Source organism: Blautia liquoris (assembly GCF_015159595.1).
In the GTDB taxonomy this organism is placed as follows: domain Bacteria; phylum Bacillota; class Clostridia; order Lachnospirales; family Lachnospiraceae; genus Novisyntrophococcus; species Novisyntrophococcus liquoris.
The window spans coordinates 2,651,932-2,671,630 of record NZ_CP063304.1 but is presented as its reverse complement, the minus strand read 5'-3'; the positions used below and the strand labels follow the sequence as shown (position 1 = coordinate 2,671,630).

The window sequence follows — 19,699 nt, the reverse complement described above, 5'->3', positions numbered from 1 at the left end:
AATTAAAGAAGAAACACAAAAATACAAAAAAGAGAAATATAAAAATTCCAATATTTAGGCCGAAAATGTAATATATACACACATAAAAACGAACATATCCTTTAAAATGAGTAAGTAAAAATGAAAAAATATTACTATTTGTAATAATTCTATTGATATATTATAAAAAGTATGATATGATCAATAAACAAAAAAGAAATACATATGAAACTAATTAAAATTTATAAAAGGAGAAGGGAAAATGAAAAAAAAGGTAATTGCAGGGTTTCTGGCAGTAGTACTGGCGATGGGAACGTTTGCCGGATGTGGAGGTACAGACGGAAAGACAAATGAGAATTCCGGGAAAAAAGCAGAGAATTCAAAGGATACTTCCGGAAAGAAAGAAAAAGTTGTATTCTGGTATTCTCATACCAGCGAAGAGGGAAAAGCCTTTGAAGAAGCTATTCAGGCATTCAACGAAAGCCAGGATAAGTATGAAGTAGAAGGCTTAAGTGCTATGGATAAGCAGAAGATTATCGTGGCATTATCCGGAAGTGATGCTCCTGATGTCGTGGAAGTTACGAATCAGGATATCATCTCATATGCAAAATCTGGTCTGATAGAATCTGTATCCGATCTGGCAAAAGAAGACGGATATGATGCGAATTCCATTTTTGCAAAACAGGCTTTGGAATCCAATACGATTGATGATACCTTGTATGCACTTCCATTTGCAGCTCAGATTATTCAAATGTTCTACAATAAAGATATTTTGAAGGAAATTGGTTATTCCGAGCCGCCAAAGACTATGGAAGAGCTCTATGAGATGGCAGAAAAAGCGACTCAGGTTGATGAGAGTGGTAATATCACCCGTCTGGGATATCCATTATTTCCTTTGGCATCTGCAAGGCAGGAATTAGTATATTCCTTTGGAGGAAAATGGTGGTCCGATGATGGAAAAACACTGACACCAGATGATCCGTTGATTTTGGACAGTTTGAATATGAACATGAAATTCCGTGAAAAATATGGCATAGAGAAAGTACAGGCTTTTGTAGCCTCTGCAAATACCAACCGCTATACAGAAAACGATATGTTTTTTGCAGGAAAACAATTATTCCGGTTTGATGGTCCCTGGCTGGCAACGATGGCGGCTGATTGGGGTCCGGATGTGAATTATGATGTGGCATTAACACCTGGGACAGAAGAAAACCCGGATTTGCAGGGGACAAGCCGATATGAGACGAATAGCCTTGCAATACCGGTTGTTGCCAACAACAAAGAAGGCGCCTGGGAATTCGCTAAATTTTTCACGGATTCTGATTCCACAAAAGAAACATTGATGGCGATCGGAAACCTTCCGACGAAACTGGATTTATATGATGATAAAGATATGCTGGCAATGCAAAACTATGATGTATTTATAGAGGCATTAAAGAAGGAAAATGGAATCCAGTATCCTAAGATTGCAGATCTGGCCAAATATACATCACTGATTGATGAGTATCTGGATTATGTGTATAACGGTATTAAAACACCAGAAGATGCCATGAAAGAGTTGACAGAACAGACAAAATTATTAGAAGAATAGGTTTAAGTGTGCCCAAAAATTTCCTCAAAGCAATTTTTGGGCACATAAGAATCTTAAAAAAGAAGAAACGGGAGTGTAGGAATTATACTACCTCTTTTGCGATAGGAGGTATGAATTGAAGATGAAAAATAAAGTCAGTGTCAATAAGAAAAGATACACCAGACGAGATACACGTAATGGACTGCTATTTGCGCTGCCATGGATTATTGGATTTATTTGTTTTAGCATTATTCCATTGTTTACATCATTTTATTATAGCTTTACGGAATTTAATCCAGTGAAGGATCCAACATGGGTTGGATTGAAAAATTTCAAATATATTTTTCACGATCCGCTTGTTTTTAAAAGTTTAAAAAACACATTATTTATGGCTTTTGTTTCAACACCTGTGAATTTATTTGTTGCATTGTTCCTTGCAACATTACTGAACAGGAAATTCAAGGGAAGAGGGGCAGCAAGAACTGTCTTTTTTATGCCCTCTGTAATACCTATGATTGCAGCAACTATGGTGTGGATCTGGATGTTCGATCCGACCTATGGTTATATTAACAGAGTGCTCGGTATGTTTGGAATCAATGGTCCATCCTGGCTGATGGATCCGTCTTATACAAAATGGGCACTTGTATTGATGGGGACATGGTGTACCGGTACGACAATGCTGATATGTCTGGCAGCACTTCAGGATGTTCCCAGAAGCTATTATGAAGCTGCTGAGCTGGACGGGGCCAATGCATTCCAGCGGTTTTTTAAGATAACACTTCCATGTGTGGCATCTGTACTTGTCTATCAGGCAATTTTGAATATTATCAATGCTTTTCAGTATTTTACACAAGTATACGTAATCATTAATGCCAGCAGCGGCGGAGGAGCCAGTAACGCAGGAGGAGGTCCTGCAAATTCTATCTTGATGTATCCGTTGTATCTGTTTAACACTGCATTTTCGTATATGAAGATGGGAAGAGCGTCTGCGATGGCCTGGCTGCTTTTTATTGCCGTAAGTATCATGACATTTGTTATGATTAAATTGACCAATAAGGTCGCTGAAAATGGAGCAGGAGATGAATAATATGAAAAGAACGAATGCATATTATAAAAAGAAGTTAAAGAAAATCCCCGTTACCATATTAATAGTCCTATTATGTGTTATCTTTTTTTCACCATTTTTAATTATGGTAACAACTTCCTTAAAGACAAATGCGGATGCTTTTCAACTTCCGGTGAAGTTGTTTCCGAGGAAGATTATATGGGATAATTATCCGGAGGCAATGCAAAAGATCCCTTATCTGAAATACTTGAAAAATACAATTTTAATAACAGTGTTTTCGGTGGCAGGACAGCTTTTATCAACACCACTGATTGCCTACTCTCTGGCAAAAATCAAATGGAGAGGCAGTACGTTTATTTCCAGTCTTATTATGGGAACTATGATGATTCCATATACGGTGACTATGATTCCGCTTTATAAAATCTGGAACAATCTGGGCTTGACGAACACCTATCTGCCCCTGATTGTGCCTATGTTTTGTGGAAGCCCGTTCTATATTATTATAATGAGACAATTTTTTCAGGGATTGCCGAATTCTCTTATGGAAGCGGCAAAGATTGATGGAGCCGGCGAATTAAAGCGCTATATAAGCATTGCACTTCCACTCTCAAAGCCTGCCCTTACTACAGTTGGAATTCAATCCTTTATTGCGGCATGGTCCGATTATCTGGCACCTTTAATTTATATTAATAAAACAGAGAAACTGACACTGTCCTTAGGTTTGCAGCAGTTTCTGGGATCTTTTTCAACGGATTGGACCCATCTGATGGCAGCCGCAACACTTTTTGTTATTCCGGTAATTATCTTTTTCCTTATTTTCCAGAGAAACTTTGTAGAGGGAATTTCCACATCAGGATTAAAGGCATAAGAACCAGAGAGGGCGGTATGAAGAACAGATTGAGTTTAGATGGGACATGGAAGTTAAGGTCCCCAAAATGGGAAGAAGAAATAGATGCGGACGTACCTGGAAGTGTATTATCACAAATGCTGGCCGACAACATGACAGAAGATCCTTATTGGAGAATCAATGAGTATAAGGTGAAAGAGTTGTTTCGTAAGGATTATGTGTATAGCTGCCATTTTTCACTGACGGATGAAATCCTTTCTTCGGATGAGATAAACCTGGTATTTGAAGGAATTGATACAATTGCGGACATATATGTAAATGATGAGCTTCTGGAGAACGTAAAGGATATGCATAGAACCTGGCGTTTCGATCTGAAATCCAGGGCAAAAAGGGAGAATGATCTGAAAGTATATCTTCATTCTCCAATCGCGTACATCGAACAAAAAGACAAAAACAGTGATATAACGTATACGTCTACGGGATCTATGGCGGGAAACGGTAGTTTAAGAAAAGCACATTATATGTTTGGCTGGGACTGGGGACCTCAGCTGCCGGATATGGGAATTTTCAGAGAAGTCTATCTGGAAACTTTTCATGGGGCAAAATTCCGGGATATATATATTTGCCAGAAACATGAGAACAACATGGTGACAGTGGAGATTGACTGTCCCATAAGAACGTTTGGAACAGATCTTACCAATACAGAAATAGAGGTACGTATTACAGAGCCAAAAGGAAGAACTTTTGAACAAACGATGAAAGGAACAACCGCAGGCCATGTAAATATCCAGATTCCGGAACCAAAATTGTGGTGGCCGAATGGATATGGCGAGCAGCCACTGTATAAAACAGAAATCTTTTTGCTGGGGAATGATCAGATTTTGGATAAACGTGAATACAAGATTGGTCTTCGCACAATTACAGTAAGTACCAAAGAAGATGAGTGGGGAAATGAATTTGCATATGTAATTAATGGACAGAAAATATTCGGTATGGGTGCTAATTATATACCTGAGGATAACATTCTCTCAAGAATTACTAAGGAGAGAACTGAGCAATTGATAAAAGACTGCGCGACGGCCAATTTCAATTGCATTCGTGTGTGGGGCGGCGGATATTATCCGGAGAATTTTTTATATGACATGTGTGACAAATATGGGATTTTGGTATGGCAGGATCTGATGTTTGCGTGTAATGTGTATGACTTGAACAATGAATTTGAAGTAAATATTCTCGCAGAAACGAGAGATCAGGTAAAAAGAATTCGTCATCACGCCTGTCTTGCCCTCTGGTGCGGAAACAATGAGATGGAGTGGCTTTGGAATGGAGGCGGCCGTCTGAAGGGACATCGTGAGAAATATAAAGCTGATTATATCAAAATCTTTGAGATGCTCTTGCCAAGGGAGGTAAGAAAATATGATGACCAGACTTTTTATTGGCTGTCTTCGCCCTCATCCGGAGGTTCCTTTGATGATCCAAACGACTGGAACAGAGGAGATAATCATTACTGGGAGGTATGGCATTCTAACAAACCATTTACTGAGTATAGGAATGCTTACTTCCGCTTTTGTTCTGAATTTGGATTCCAATCTTTCCCTCATAAAAAGACAATTGAGAGCTTTACTCTTGAAGAAGATAGAAATATTTTCAGTGAGGTGATGGAATCTCATCAGAAGAATGGGAAGGCCAATACAAAGATTTTTTCTTATATATCCGAATATTATAAATATCCGAAAGATTTGGAAAATATAGCTTATATCTCTCAAATATTACAGCTGAAGGCAATTCAATATGGTGTTGAACATTGGAGAAGAAACTGGGGAAGATGCATGGGCTCTATCTACTGGCAGTTAAATGATTGCTGGCCGGTGGCCTCCTGGTCGAGCATAGACTACTATGGAAGATGGAAGGCTCTTCACTATGGAGCCAGGCGATTCTACGCCCGATATATGGCCAGTGCGTGTGAGGAAGAAGAACTAAGTACGAAAATTACATATTATATTCTCAATGAATCCTTTCAACCCAGAGATGCAACGTTAGAAATTGCTCTTTTAAATGCGGATTTTTCAATTTTGCATGAAGAAAAAATAGAGACCACTTCAAATGCATTCGATATGCAGTCGGTTAAGATGGTTGATTTCTCCAGATGGATCAAGGATGAGGAAATGAAGCGGCATGTGTTTGCCAGATACAGGCTAAAGGAAGGCAACAGGTATGTGAGTACAGGAACGACCATGTTTGTGAAACCGAAATATTTTAAGTATCAGGTACCAACCTATCAGGCAGAGGTTTGGGAAAGAAAAGACAGATTTATCATATCAGTGAAAGCGGATACATTTGCTAATTATGTGGAAGTATACCTGGAACAGACAGACTGTGTGTTCACGGATAATTATTTTGATATCACAGCTAAAGATGGAGTCGTGATTGAGGTAATGAAGGAAGAACTGCCTGATGATATAACTGCAGATGGTATCAAGAAGCAACTGAAAATTAAGAGTGTAGCAGATAGCTATTAAGGTGAATGCGATGAAAAAAGAATGGCTGAATGAATTGGAAACCCCATGTATTGTGATCGACATGGGAAAAACAAAAGAGAATATTCGCAAAATGCAGGAAACAGCTTCACTTTACGGATGCAAATTAAGACCACATATTAAAACGCACAAAATGCCGCTGTTTGCCAGGATGCAGATCGCAGCAGGAGCCGATGGAATTACATGTGCCAAAGTCTCCGAAGCTGAAGTTATGGCAGAGGGTGGAATCGATGATATATTTATTGCCTACCCGTTGATTGGAAAGGTTAAAATCAAAAGGGCAATTTCACTGCTGAAAAAAGTTAAAAGATTAATCTTGGCGGTGGATAGTATGGAGTGTGCAATTCCCTTAAATGAAGCGGCAAAAAATGCAAGGGTTCGACTGGAAGTGCGCATGGAGGTGGATACTGGAGCCAAAAGAACGGGAGTTGTGAGAGAACGGGCAGTCGAACTTGCAAAAGAAATTGCAAAGCTTTCAAATCTGGAATTGACGGGAATCTATACGTTTAAGAGTTTAGTCTATAAAGATAAACCGACACAGGATAAGGTGATTGCAGGTAAAGAGGAAGGCGAGTTGATGGAATTGCTAACCAAAAACATATTGGCAGCAGGGATAAATATTAAAGAAATTAGCGCTGGTTCCACTCCGACAGGAGAGGAGGTGGCGAAAACTGGAAAAGTAACAGAGATACGGCCGGGAACTTATATTTTTAAAGACTTTATGCTTTGTAAAGAAGGAGCGGCTTCTTTTGATGAAATTGCAGTGAGATATTATGCTACTGTGGTCAGTACGCCGTGCAAAGAATATGCTGTTATTGATGGAGGAACAAAAACATTTCCCATGGATATCATGTTGGACACTGAGCCATATTACTATCCGGGATATGCACTGATAGAGGGAAACGACGACCTTCAGCTGCGCAGAATGAATGAGGAACATGGTATTATTACAAGCAAAAAGGGCGAGACTGGTTTAAAAGTCGGAGATACGATTGTATTGGTACCCATCCATGTCTGCACTGCCATAAACATGCAAAATTCGGTATATATAGACTATGGGGATTGTCTGCAAAAGGAAGTTGTAAAAGCCAGGGGGATGTTAGTATAGGCGTAATGCCTGGAGGTAAAGGAATATGAGATATATCATTCACAATGCCAAAATATGTGACGGCTCAGGAAGCGAATCCTATCTGGGTGACATCATGATTGATGGAAAAATTATTGAAAAAATCATAGACAGGTCGAAATATTCGAAAGGATTCAGTCATGAACTTGATGCAGTACATATTGATGCAGGAGGTAAAATAGTATCACCAGGGTTTATTGATACTCACAGACACTGTGACCTGGCTGCACTTTATGATGAAGATTTTGGAACGCTGGAACTTTCTCAGGGCCTGACAAGTGTGGTAGGCGGTAATTGCGGTTTGGGGATTTTCCCCTGTACGAAGAGTTATAAAGAGGAAGTTTGTAATTTTGTTGAGCCTTGTCTTGGAGTTGCACCTCCTGACATGTGGGTGGAAAATTACGGAACCTATATGGGGATGCTGAAAGAAAAAGATATGCCGCTGCATGTAGGATGTTATCAGGGTATTGGAGCTGTGAAAGCAGCTGTCAAGGGTTATGGGAAAAAGCCTTTTTCTGATATGGAAATGTCAGCAGCCAGAGAATATATAAAGAATGCAATGGATGCAGGATGCATCGGTATATCGTCTGGAATTATGTATCAGCCAGAATGCTATTCGTCTGCCGAAGAGATGGCAGAACTTCTACAAGCGGCAGCGCCATATGGACGTCCCCTTTTCTGCCACATCAGAGGGGAAGGAGATAATCTGCTTCCATCAGTGAAGGAAATTATTGAAATCTGTAAAATGGCAGATATAGCCTTGAATATCAGTCATTTCAAGGCAACGGGAATAAAGAACTGGAATAAAAATATTTATCAGGCGATTGATATTATTGAAAAAGCTCAGGATGCAGGATCGGATATAACTGTTGATTTTTATCCGTATTGCGGCGGGTCCACGACCTTGATCAGTCTGATACCTCCGGACCTGATGGAAGAAGATATGAATCTTACATTCTCTAAAATAGGAACGGCCGGTGGAAAGCAGGCATTGTCAGCATCCTTGTATCAGGAGCATCAGGGCTGGGATAATATGGTGACGGCAATAGGCTGGGACAGGATTCTGATAAGCTCTGTGTTGACGAAAGAAAACCAAAGATTCGTAGGATTGAACTTCAAGGAAGCATCAGAAAAAGCAGGATATAAGGACCCGGCATATTTGATGGCGGATCTTCTCGCAAATGAGAATGGAAAAGTGGGAATTATTCTGCTGAGCATGTCACAGGAAGATGTTGATACAGTTGCAAAACTGCCATATTCAATGTTGATTTCTGACGCCTTATATGGAGTCAGTGATTGTCCTCATCCAAGGTTATATGGGACATTTCCTCACTTTCTTCAGGACTATGTCGTCAAAAGAAAGATTTTTACAATGGAACAGGCGATAGAGAAGATGACATACATGCCCGCCAAAAGGCTGAATCTGAAAAACAGAGGATTACTAAAAGAAGGATACTTTGCCGATCTAAATGTCTTTTCGCCGGAACAATTCGTAGATCATGCGACTTATGAAGACTCGAAAAAAGTAAGCACGGGGTTGTCCTATGTGTTTGTTGACGGTCAGATTGCACTACAAGATGGTAAGAGACAAAAGGGGTATTCTGCAAATTTATTAAATCACAAGGAGATATAAATAATGAGTAACATTTATGAAAAGATGAAAGAATTGGGTATTAAACTTCCGGAAGCGCCGGCAAAAGGGGGAATCTATAGTCCGGCAAAACGTTTTGATAAAAACCTGGTTTATATTTCGGGATGTGGACCTGTAATTGATAAACCGGTAACAGGCGTTTTGGGGAAAGATTTTACAAAGGAAGAAGGATTGGAGATTTCCAGAAATTCAATGTTGAATGTACTCTCGGTTTTAGAGTCTGAGATAGGAGATTTAAACAAGGTAAAACAACCCGTAAAAATTCTGACTTTTGTGGCAAGTGATAATAGCTTCTATGAGCAGCCGTTTGTGGCAAACGGCGGTTCACAACTTTTAGTGGATTTGTTTGGAATCGAAAAAGCGCCGAGTCGGTCAGCGATTGGGATCAATGTTCTCCCGGGGAATATTCCTGTAGAGACGGAAGCTATTTTTGAATTGACAGAGGAATAACTGGCATAGCCTATGCATCAGGCAGAGGGGTGGTAAGCATGATAAAGGATCTAAAATATAGGCGATATTTCGATGAATCACTTAGTGATGAAGAACGAGTAGATGATCTTATAGATCAGATGACACTTGAAGAGAAGGCGTCGCAGTTAAGACACAATTCTTCTTCTGTGAAACGTCTGGGTATTCCTTTTTATAATTGGTGGAATGAAGCCCTGCATGGAGTTGCCAGGGCAGGGGCAGCTACAGTATTTCCTCAGCCGATAGGACTTGCAGCATCCTTTGATAGCGATTTTCTGGAGACTATTGGAGATATAGTTGCCACAGAGGGAAGAGCAAAGTATAACGAGCAGACAAGAAAAAATGACAGAGGATTATATAAGGGACTGACATTCTGGTCCCCGAATATTAACATATTCAGAGACCCTCGATGGGGAAGAGGACATGAAACTTATGGGGAAGACCCTTATCTTACATCCAGACTAGGAGTATCCTATATTAAGGGCTTGCAAGGAGATAAAAAAAGACTGAAATCGGCGGCGTGTGTAAAACATTTTGCGGCCCATTCCGGTCCTGAAAAGGGCAGACATTCTTTTGACAGTGTAGTGAGCAGGAAGGATTTGACGGAGACTTATTTCCCGGCATTCGAGGCCTGTGTTAAGGAAGGCAAAGCAGAAGGAGTCATGGGAGGATATAATCGGCTAAACGGAGAGCCTGTATGCGGGAGTTATCAGCTGATCCAGGGATTACTCAGGAATACATGGGGGTTTCGGGGATACTATGTATCTGACTGTGGCGCGATAAAAGATTTTCACATGCACCATAGGGTGACAGATAATCCGATAGAATCTGCGGCCTTAGCATTAAAAAGTGGATGTGATTTAAATTGTGGTGCTATCTATCTATATATCCTACAGGCGTATGAAAAAGGGCTTTTGAAAGAAGAGGATATTGATCAGGCAGTGTGTCACGTAATGATGACAAGAATGCGTTTGGGGATGTTTGATTCGAAAACAGAGTATGATGAGATATCATATGAAGAAAATGATACACCCGTGCATCATAAGGCAGCACTGAAGGCAGCAGAGGAATCGATGGTTCTTTTGAAAAATGATGGAATATTACCTTTAAAGAAAGAGAAGCTTAAATCTGTTGCAGTAATAGGACCCAATGCTGACAGCAGAGAGATACTGAAAGGAAATTATAATGGAACTGCGACAGAACAGTATACTATTTTAGAAGGAATTCGCAGAGAAGTCGGAGAAAAGGTTCGGATTTATTATTCCGAAGGAAGTCATTTATACAGAGAGAATGTGGAAGCACTGGCGGAAACAAATGATCGTATTTCTGAGGCAGTCTCTATGGCAGAGAGAAGTGATGTAGTATTCTTATGTCTCGGTCTTGATACAAGACTGGAAGGAGAGGAAGGGGATGCGAATAACAGCTATGCAGGTGCAGATAAGAAGGATTTGGAATTTCCAAAGGCACAAAAAGATCTTATGGAGGCAGTCTGCGGAATCGGAAAACCGGTTATATTTATCATAAGTACGGGAAGTGCCATGAATTTGACATATGCTGAAGAATATGGAAACGCTATTTTACAGACATGGTATCCGGGTCAGATGGGTGGAATTGCAGCGGCAAATATATTATTTGGCAATGTGGTTCCTTCGGGGAAGCTGCCGGTCACTTTTTACCATTCTGCTGAGGAACTTCCGGATTTTGAAGTTTATAGTATGAAAAACAGAACATATAGATTTATGGAACATGAGGCACTTTACCCATTTGGGTATGGCTTGAGTTATGGGAAGTTTGTATACAAAGATTTACAGGTGGAAAAGGGGAAGTGGGATGAAAGAGAAACCATATGTGTGAAGGTAAATGTTACGAATATCTCCGGGTATGACTGTGATGAAATTGTACAGATATATGTAAAGCTGATGGGAAGCCCTTTGGCAGTTTTAAATCACAGTCTGGTACAGTTTCAAAGAATAGCGTTAAGACAAGGAGAGACAAAAGCCGTTTCTTTAAATGTTAAAACAGAATGTTTTCAAATCGTAAGTGAAGAAGGAAGACGAGAGTGGGAAGAAACTGATACCATAATATATGCAGGAGGCAGTCAGCCAGATGAAAGAAGTATTTTTCTCACAAAACAAAGGCCTCTTGAAGTTACAGTGAGGGCTGAAGACAGATTTTAAAATAGAACAGATGTGACTTAAGTCGTTTTTTGTTGGGCGAGATAGGGCATATCTGTTTTGATTTTTCGAAAACAGAACAACGTCATCAGAACTTTCCAGGAGAGTGATGATGGCGTTTTTTTTGTTGTGCAAATATGGCAAATTACAAAGGTGATTGCTTTATTTGCAGAGAGGAAAAATACTTGTTGCCAATAAATAATAAAGGCGGTATACTGAATGTGCTTATACGACTAAATGAGTCGTATTTTGTAATATAGTGTTAGATATTATAACTTTATGAGAGGGGATATGGACAATATATACGAGACTTTTTTTGCCATATCTTAGATAGATGACGGAATTATGGAAAAGCACCATGCTCTGCAGATATCCGTACAAGGAGAGGTAGATATGATAAATTACGATGAACAGTATGACCTTACAGATACAATTGATTTACTTGAGATCGTACAACAAGTAAAAAAATATTTCTGGGTTTTGCTCCTGGCTATGCTTCTAACAGGAGGGGCTGGATTTTTTTGCTCCAAATTTTTTATGGACCAGCAGTATGAGTCCTCAATTACAATGATTGTAAACACCAGGAAGGATAATTCTGCAGATGTGACGAATGACAATATAACCTGTGCACAAAATCTTGTGTCTACATATGCCGTGATTCTGAAAAGCAACACAGTGCTAAATCAGGTGATTAGAACTTTGAATCTGGACATGTCTTACGATGAATTACAGAAAAGCGTATCTGTAACTGTGGTAGATAATACGCAGATTATGCGTGTCGCAGTGCGCAATTCTAATAGAAAGCTGTCGGGAGATATAGTAAATGAGATTGCATCCGTTGCTCCGGGCGTGATCGTAGAAACCGTTCAGGCCGGATCCTGCAAAGTTACCAGTGATGTTATAACAAGTAATGCTCCAGTTTCACCTGATGTCAAAAAAGTAACCCTGATGGGTGCGGCATCGGGTATGCTGGTTGTAATGATTGCAATTACCATTTGTACATTGTTTAAGGCTAAGAGACTTGTAGATGATAAAGATATTCAGAAGTATTTTGATTTGCCTGTTTTAGGTGTGATTCCGGAGGTGGAGAGAAAAGGAAATGAAAAAATCGAAAGAAAAAAAGAATACAAGAATAGCCAGAGAACTCACTTTGGTTACGCAAAAAGATATCCCATTTAGTTATAGAGAAGCCTATAATTCTTTGAGGACAAACATCAAATTTATCGCTGCTAATGAAAATGTAAATAGTTTTGTAGTCACAAGTGCAATGCAAATGGAAAGTAAAAGTAATGTTGCAGCGAATCTTGCGATTACTTTGGCAGAGGAGAGAAAAAAAGTAGTGCTTCTTGACTGCGATTTCCGAAAGCCAATGATCCACTGCCTACTAGATGTCGATATAAAAGGCCATGGAATTACAGATGTATTAACGGGGGACTGTCCCCTACAAGAGGCACTTTACCATCATAAGGACCTGATGATAGATATCATGCCAGTTGGTACGATTCCGCCTAATCCGACAGAATTGTTATCAACTGCGAGAATGCAGCGGCTTATCAATGCGTTAAAAGAGGCTTACGATTATGTAATCATAGATACACCACCTGTTTCTGTTGTCACAGATGCAGCAATTGTTGGTGAAATGGTTGACGGCGCATTTCTAGTAGTCAGATCTGCTTATGCGCCTCTTGAAATGCTGCAGCTGGCAAAGGAAAAACTTGAGGATGTTGACGTAAAGATATTTGGTATCATACTATCCAGATTTAATGTCAAAAGGAAAGGAAGAGAATCCGGTTATTATTACTCGTACAATGATCACTATTACAGTAATGATAGTGAACAGAAGATGAGTAATGATGAATTAGTAAGGCAGTTCCAGTCTTTCTTATTGTTAACAATATTCTAAGATATTTGTTTACTTGAAAATTCCTACATTGAAGATTTAGCTGGTAAGCCTGGATGCTAAAAAAAGCTTTAGAGACCTGGTGGTTGCTGACTAATTAGATAATATGATATAATGGAAATATTAATCACAGAATTTGGAGCAAAAGCAGATGCATTGTAAGATGATAGCATTGGCCGTGCTTGGGACAGTATTTATCCCCAAACCGAAATACATATTGGCATTTTTTGTATCTGGTGCGCTAGCTCTATGATTATTCAATAATTCGAAAAGATAACAAGAGAGAAAGGAATTCAAATGGCACAAGCTAAAATCAAAAATCCAATACTACCGGGATTTAATCCGGATCCCAACATTTTGAAGGTTGGTGATACTTATTATCTTGCGGTCTCCTCTTTTGAATGGCTGCCAGGTATCCGTATATATACCTCAGAGAATTTAGTGAATTGGGAACACCATACCGATATTTTGACAAACCAGGTTAATTTGCAGGGAAATCCTAAGGACTGCAGTATCTGGGCACCACAGTTAAGTTATCATGATAACCAGTTTTACTGTACTTATACAGATGTCAAGAATACGACACGTCCCTTCAAAGATTGTCATAATTATCTAATTACGGCTCCTGCGGTCGATGGTCCCTGGAGTGAACCGATTTATATGACCTCTAGTGGTTTTGATCCGTCTCTTTTCCATGATGAAGACGGACGTAAATGGTTTTTAAATGAAATATGGGATTATCGTATGACCACCAGTAATAAATCTGCTGGAATCGTTATGCAAGAATATGATGCAGATGCACAGAAGATGATCGGGCCGGTTTATAAGATCTTTGACGGCACAAAGTTAGCTAAGACAGAAGCCCCTCATTTATATCGTCACGGTGAGTATTATTATCTGATCACTGCAGAAGGAGGCACTGGATCGGGCCATTCAGTTACAATTTGCCGGTCCACAAAGATTACCGGACCTTATGAGTTAGATCCGAAATATCCTATGTTAACGGCAAGTGATAAGCCGGATTCACCGTTAAAGAATACAGGACATGGCAGCCTGGTGGAGGGAATCAATGGCAAATGGTACATGGCCTATCTGACCACTCGTCCGCTGCAGGGAAAAGCAGCTATTTTGGGACGCGAGACGGCGATCCAGGAAGTAGCGTGGACAGAAGATGGCTGGTTACGATTAGCCAATGGAACAACATCACCAGAGGAATTTACCTTGATCGAAACCAAAGAACCTGTGACACAAGAGATCAATACATATTTTCGAGATGATTTTACAAATTCCTTAGCAAAAGAATGGAATGCCCGACGATTAATGCCAAGTGAAAGTTGGTGCAGCCTAAGTAGCCGACCAGGTTATCTGCGCTTGATTTCCGGAGAATCACCACAGTCGAATTTTGATCAGCATATGCTGGCTATTCGTCAAAAAGACTTTTGTTTCGAAGCCGAAACGGTGCTTGAATTTGAACCTAAAACATATAATCAGATGGCCGGACTGCTCTTATACTTAAATGAGTTGAATTATATTTATTGTTATATCTCGCAGGATGAAGAAAAAGGCAAAGTGTTACGTCTGATGAAATGCCAGGAAGGAGTAAATACATTACTTCCTGAAATGGCATCTGTTCATGGGGGCGAAATCTTATTAAAAGCCCATGTTGACCATGAAAGAGGCACGTTCTACTGGAAAGAGGACAGCATAAAACAGTTCGGGCCGGAATTTGACTTAATGTTTCTTGCGGGAGGATTTACCGGTAATTTCATAGGAATAGGGGTCCATGATATGGATAAAAAACAAGGCTGCTATGCAGACTTTAAATATTTTGAATATAAATAAATATTCACCGGACTGCGCTTAAGCGGTCCGGTGATTTTGATTCATATACTCTTGTATTTGATTGAGCCTCTCTTGATCAGTGAGGCGGGTATCTTCACTTCATTGGTTTCGATGGATCTATCTTTTAAAGCGAGGTAATTTTTAACTACTTCTTTGGCCCAGAGATCTTTGTCCACATCCACAGTTGTAAGAGCAGGTGAAACGAATTCCGAGTATGAGGTATTATCAAAGCCCGCTACACTGATGTCTTTTCCTACTTGAATTCCGAGTTCATAGGCGGCCTTGTAGACTCCGAGAGCTGTAGAATCATTGAAACAGACGAAGGCATTATACAGTTTGTTTTTCAGTAAATGAAACGCCAATTTATAGCTTTCATCTGATACGAAATTTCCACGGTAGAGACGGATATCGAAATCATCTCTCTGAAATAATTCCTTATAGAAATATCTTGCACTTTCTGCTCGGCTGGTATTGTTATAAGATCCCTCTGGTCCTTGTATAAAACAGATATTCTGATGTTCTGATTTCGCGAATTCCGCAAGAACCAGTTTCATCCCGCCGAAATTATCCATGATCACAGATGCTGTGTTTTTTTGATTTGACTGGTTGGAGAGGAGGATCAGTGGTTTTCCGGTTGACTCCTCCAAAGTCTGTATTTCCTGTTTCGTCGTATGATAGTTCAATATAATTCCGCCATCGAATATATTCGTCCGGATGATGTCATCCAGTCCTCCGGTCATTGCAAGGAGCCGATATCCCTTTTCTTCAAAGGAATGTTCTATTTTTTGCAGTGCTTCACCGTTAAAAGAGCTGGAATAAGTATTCAGCAGTGCAAAAATTAAGAAAGACTCGCCCCTTTTTAACTGCTGTGCAAATAAATTAGGAGAGTAGTTCAATTGCTTTGCCACGCTCAGCACCCGAAGTTCTGTGGCTTTGCTCACCTTCCTTTTCCCGCTTAATACATATGACACAGTGGCTGCCGATACACCGGCTATCTCAGCAATCTGTTTTAAAGTCACATCTGCCATCTGCCTGTCCCTCCCTTGTTCGCTATTCTGCAAAAGCCTTTTACGTATATCGAGAACCCTTGCCTTGCTTAATTTTACCACAGATTTAAAGTTGGGTAAATAGAGAGGTTGTTTTTTGTGCAATGTGTTAAACGTTTAAATATTTTTGAAAAATATATTGAATATCATCTTAATATGTAGTATTATCAGCTTATAAAAAGTATATAAACGATTAACAAAGACTCAGAGAGGAGTTATGGATTATGGGAAAATCCGCTCAGGTAAGCAAGGGGCATCCCCCGGGAATGCAAAAAGAAATATCAGTGAAAAGGGGTAAGAAAGGCAGAATTGATAAGAATCGGTATGGACTGTTCTTTTTAGCGCCATTTTTTATTGCGTTTTTAATATTTGGTCTGTATCCGATTTTGTATACGCTGTATCTTAGTTTCACATCATACGATGGATTTAATAATCCTGTTTTTATTGGGATGAAAAATTATACGAAAGTATTTACGGATCCGCTGTTTTATGAAGCCCTGAAAAATACGGTTATCATGTGGGTAATCGGTGCTGTGCCGCAGTTTATCTTCGCATTTTTGCTGGCAGCTGTCTTTACATATAACAAAGTCAGAGGAAAGGGAATCTTCCGGGCGATCTATTATCTGCCAAGACTGGTGACCGCAGTTTCCATATCGGCTCTGTTTAATCAGTTTTTAAGCTATCCGTCCGGAATTGTGAATCAGCTGCTGACAAGCTTGAATATTGTGGGGGAACCTGTCAACTTTCTGTCGAGTGTACCATTTGCACAGGGGTCGATCGGGCTGATTCACTGGTGGATGTTCTATGGAAATACCATGATCATGGTTATGGCAGGGATGACGGCGATTTCTCCCAGCCTCTACGAAGCGGCCAAAGTGGATGGGGCCAATGGATGGAATCTTTTCTGGAAGATCACATTTCCGCTGCTTCGTCCTGTAACGGCATTTGTCTTTTTGAACTCGCTCGTTGGAGGCCTGCAAAGCTTTGATGTTCAGCAGATCCTGACTGGAGGTCTGGGAGCGCCACAGGGAAAACTGATGACAGTTGTGATGTATCTTTATAACACAGCATTTAAATATAATAATTTTGGATATTCGGCGGCAATTGCCTATTATCTGTTCTTCTTCATCGCGATATTTGCTTCATTTTCCGTGATGGGAAGATTAAAAGAAGGGAGAGAAAGCTCATGAGAATCAAACCAGTTAAGAAAACTGTGATGTACATCTTCCTGATTGCGCTGGCGATCATCAGCTTCTTCCCGTTCTATGTCATGATTATCAATGCAACGAGAAGTACTGGTGATATTCTTTCCGGGTTCTCACTCATTCCGGGAAAGAGTATTGCAGACAATTTTGGCGAAATGCAGTCGCGCGTTGATGTACTGAAGGCTTTTCGGAACAGCCTGGTGGTGGCTCTTTCTTCCACTGCTCTCACATGCTACTTTTCGGCAATGACGGCATACGGGCTTACAGCTTATGACTTTAAGCTGAAAAATACTGCATTTACTGCAATTTTAGTGATTATGATGATTCCGCCTCAGCTGAGCGTGATCGGATTTTTCAAGTTCATGAAGGGGATGAATCTGCTGAATTCCTTTATACCGCTGATTCTGCCCTCTATAGCCAGTGCGACCACCGTCTTCTTTATCAAACAATATGCTGAAACTGCATTGTCGCGCAGTATTATAGAGTCGGCTAGGATTGACGGGGCCGGTGAGTTCAAAATTTTTAACAAGATGGCACTTCCGATACTGGCTCCGGCCATATTCACCATGGGGATCAACAGCTTTGTGACAAGCTGGAATAACTATCTGGTGCCGTTGATATTGCTCTCAGATACAAAAAAATTCACATTGCCTTTAGTAATCCGGATATTCAATGCCGATACACAGGATCCGAGCGTCGGGGCCATGTACCTGTGCATAGCCATTTCTATCGTTCCGGTTATGATTGTATTCTTCCTTTTCTCACGTTATATCATCGATGGTATTGGTGCAGGAGGAGAAAAGGAGTAGGTATGGGAAAAGTCGAGACTTTCGTATATGAAGGGACAAAGATCCTTTATATAAAAAATGTAGAAGGAGGAAGTAGAGAATGAAGAAGTCCAGCTTAAAGAGGATGTTTACAGGAGGTATGGCGGTAGCCATGGCAGTAACGATGCTGGGGTGCGGTAAAAATGCTGACAGCAGTGCATCGAATACTGCAAAGAGCAAAAGTGGGACAAAAAATAGCAGCACTAGTGCAAAAAGTGATGATGCAAAGGCAGAAAAGGATGGGGATGGACCGCTTGTGATCTGGACACAAGGGAATTCGATCAAAGAAGATGCCGAGGCATGGGGTGCTGCAAACGGAGTTGATGTCGACGTTGTCGTGATTCCATTTGCTGATTTACAGACAAAATTAAAACAGCAGATCACAGATCCCAAGACGGCCCCAGATGTATATGCAATCACGAAAGACTATGTAAAGGACTGGGTGGAACGCGGTGTCAATCTGGATCTGTCAGAAGAATTTCCGGATGATGCCAAAAACTACATTGACAATACCTACAAAGACTTGGTTGCGCTCGGCTCCGATGATAAGGGGGATCTCCAGGCAGTGACTGCGGAGTATCCGGTGGGAATGATGTACTATAACCGCGAAATTGCAAAGAATATTCTTGGCACGGATGATCCGGACGAAGTGGGGAAAGCCCTGAGTGATGTTGATCAATGGCCCGACTTATATGAAAAGATCAATGATGCTTATTCCGGAAAGGTCAAGATGTTCGGAACTACACAGAACCTAAATAAAATGCTGTCAAACAGACGTGAAAAACCGTATGTCAAGGATGATGTATTCACAGTCACAAAGGATATGGCCAACATCTTCGAGATCAATAAACAGATCTATGATGACAAGATGTTCCTGACAGAGAAAGAAGACGATGCTTATTTTTCGGGGTGGAACACAGATGCATTTTTTGTGGATTTCCTGCCTTCCTGGGGATATTCATCGAAATTCAAACCACAGGTTGATGGAAAAGAGGGAGCCGGAAAATGGGGTATGACTACTCCTCCATACGCTTATAATCGAGGTGGAACATACTTTTTTATCACCAAGACAACCTCTCACAAGAATAATGCATGGGATCTGGTCAAGGGGATCAGTGTTGACACGCAGAAGCTTGTTGATGTTCAAAAAGGAAAAGATGGATTCGCATCGACCAAAGAGGCAAACAAAATTCTGGTGGATTCCGGATACGAGGAGCCGCTTCTGGGAAATCAGAAAGTTTTCGAAGAGTATCAGAAACAGGCTGCAATACAGGAGAAACTTCCGACCGATGTCGTGACGAAGTATGACGGTGATATCGAGAGCTTTATGAATGATGCAGTTATCAACTATGCAAATGGAAGTATGTCACTGGACGATGCAATTAAGGGACTTGGAACACAGGTTCAGTCAGCTTATCCGGAATTAACTGTAAAATATAACTATTGATTTGGAGGAACCAA

The 19,699-nt window shown here is 40.4% G+C and carries 15 protein-coding genes; 14 read left to right on the top strand and 1 reads right to left on the bottom strand.

Translation table 11 applies throughout. The annotated features are described in order from the left end of the window. The first annotated feature begins 241 nt into the window (after positions 1-241). The 11 genes from INP51_RS12005 to INP51_RS11955 all read left to right on the top strand — a co-directional run bounded on the left by INP51_RS12005 (position 242) and on the right by INP51_RS11955 (position 15,160). On the top strand, positions 242-1,570 hold the full coding sequence (locus INP51_RS12005) for an ABC transporter substrate-binding protein (RefSeq protein WP_193735084.1): 1,329 nt from the start codon (positions 242-244) through the stop codon (positions 1,568-1,570). A 121-nt stretch (positions 1,571-1,691) separates the two neighbouring features. Next, complete coding sequence (locus INP51_RS12000; protein WP_193735083.1) at positions 1,692-2,636, top strand: carbohydrate ABC transporter permease; 945 nt, start codon at positions 1,692-1,694, stop codon at positions 2,634-2,636. 1 nt (position 2,637) lies between these two features. After that, the gene (locus INP51_RS11995) at positions 2,638-3,483 is read left to right on the top strand and encodes a carbohydrate ABC transporter permease (RefSeq protein ID WP_193735082.1); all 846 of its coding nucleotides are present in this window, start codon (positions 2,638-2,640) and stop codon (positions 3,481-3,483) included. 17 nt (positions 3,484-3,500) lie between these two features. Then, positions 3,501-5,981, top strand: a complete 2,481-nt coding sequence (locus INP51_RS11990) for a beta-mannosidase (protein WP_193735081.1) — start codon at positions 3,501-3,503, stop codon at positions 5,979-5,981. A gap of 10 nt (positions 5,982-5,991) precedes the next feature. Next, positions 5,992-7,107, top strand: a complete 1,116-nt coding sequence (locus INP51_RS11985; protein WP_193735080.1) for an alanine racemase — start codon at positions 5,992-5,994, stop codon at positions 7,105-7,107. A 25-nt stretch (positions 7,108-7,132) separates the two neighbouring features. Next, positions 7,133-8,758 (top strand): N-acyl-D-amino-acid deacylase family protein, encoded by a 1,626-nt coding sequence (locus INP51_RS11980; protein ID WP_193735079.1) that lies wholly within the window; start codon positions 7,133-7,135, stop codon positions 8,756-8,758. 3 nt (positions 8,759-8,761) lie between these two features. Then, a complete protein-coding gene (locus INP51_RS11975; RefSeq protein ID WP_193735078.1) occupies positions 8,762-9,226 on the top strand; it encodes a RidA family protein in 465 nt (154 codons plus the stop codon). A gap of 38 nt (positions 9,227-9,264) precedes the next feature. Further along, on the top strand, positions 9,265-11,421 hold the full coding sequence (locus INP51_RS11970) for a glycoside hydrolase family 3 C-terminal domain-containing protein (RefSeq protein WP_193735077.1): 2,157 nt from the start codon (positions 9,265-9,267) through the stop codon (positions 11,419-11,421). 390 nt (positions 11,422-11,811) lie between these two features. Further along, complete coding sequence (locus INP51_RS11965) at positions 11,812-12,597, top strand: YveK family protein (RefSeq protein WP_193735076.1); 786 nt, start codon at positions 11,812-11,814, stop codon at positions 12,595-12,597. Beyond that, a complete protein-coding gene (locus INP51_RS11960) occupies positions 12,518-13,321 on the top strand; it encodes a CpsD/CapB family tyrosine-protein kinase (protein ID WP_193735075.1) in 804 nt (267 codons plus the stop codon). The genes INP51_RS11965 and INP51_RS11960 overlap by 80 nt, the downstream gene beginning before the upstream one ends. Positions 13,322-13,615: 294 nt before the next feature. Next, positions 13,616-15,160 carry a glycoside hydrolase family 43 protein gene (locus INP51_RS11955; RefSeq protein ID WP_193735074.1) on the top strand — a complete coding sequence of 515 codons (1,545 nt, stop codon included), beginning with the start codon at positions 13,616-13,618 and terminating at the stop codon, positions 15,158-15,160. Positions 15,161-15,201: 41 nt separating this feature from the next. Here the strand turns inward: INP51_RS11955 and INP51_RS11950 are convergent, their stop codons facing one another. Next, entirely contained in the window at positions 15,202-16,188 is a 987-nt protein-coding gene (locus tag INP51_RS11950) for a LacI family DNA-binding transcriptional regulator (protein ID WP_193735073.1), read from the bottom strand. Positions 16,189-16,430: 242 nt separating this feature from the next. Here INP51_RS11950 and INP51_RS11945 point away from each other — a divergent pair, with 242 nt between their 5' ends. The 3 genes from INP51_RS11945 to INP51_RS11935 all read left to right on the top strand — a co-directional run bounded on the left by INP51_RS11945 (position 16,431) and on the right by INP51_RS11935 (position 19,685). Next, positions 16,431-17,396 carry a carbohydrate ABC transporter permease gene (locus INP51_RS11945; RefSeq protein ID WP_193735072.1) on the top strand — a complete coding sequence of 322 codons (966 nt, stop codon included), beginning with the start codon at positions 16,431-16,433 and terminating at the stop codon, positions 17,394-17,396. Continuing rightward, entirely contained in the window at positions 17,393-18,220 is an 828-nt protein-coding gene (locus INP51_RS11940) for a carbohydrate ABC transporter permease (RefSeq protein ID WP_193735071.1), read from the top strand. The genes INP51_RS11945 and INP51_RS11940 overlap by 4 nt, the downstream gene beginning before the upstream one ends. A 79-nt stretch (positions 18,221-18,299) precedes the next feature. Further along, positions 18,300-19,685, top strand: coding sequence for an extracellular solute-binding protein (locus INP51_RS11935; RefSeq protein ID WP_193735070.1), 1,386 nt, complete (start codon positions 18,300-18,302; stop codon positions 19,683-19,685). Positions 19,686-19,699 lie beyond the last annotated feature (14 nt).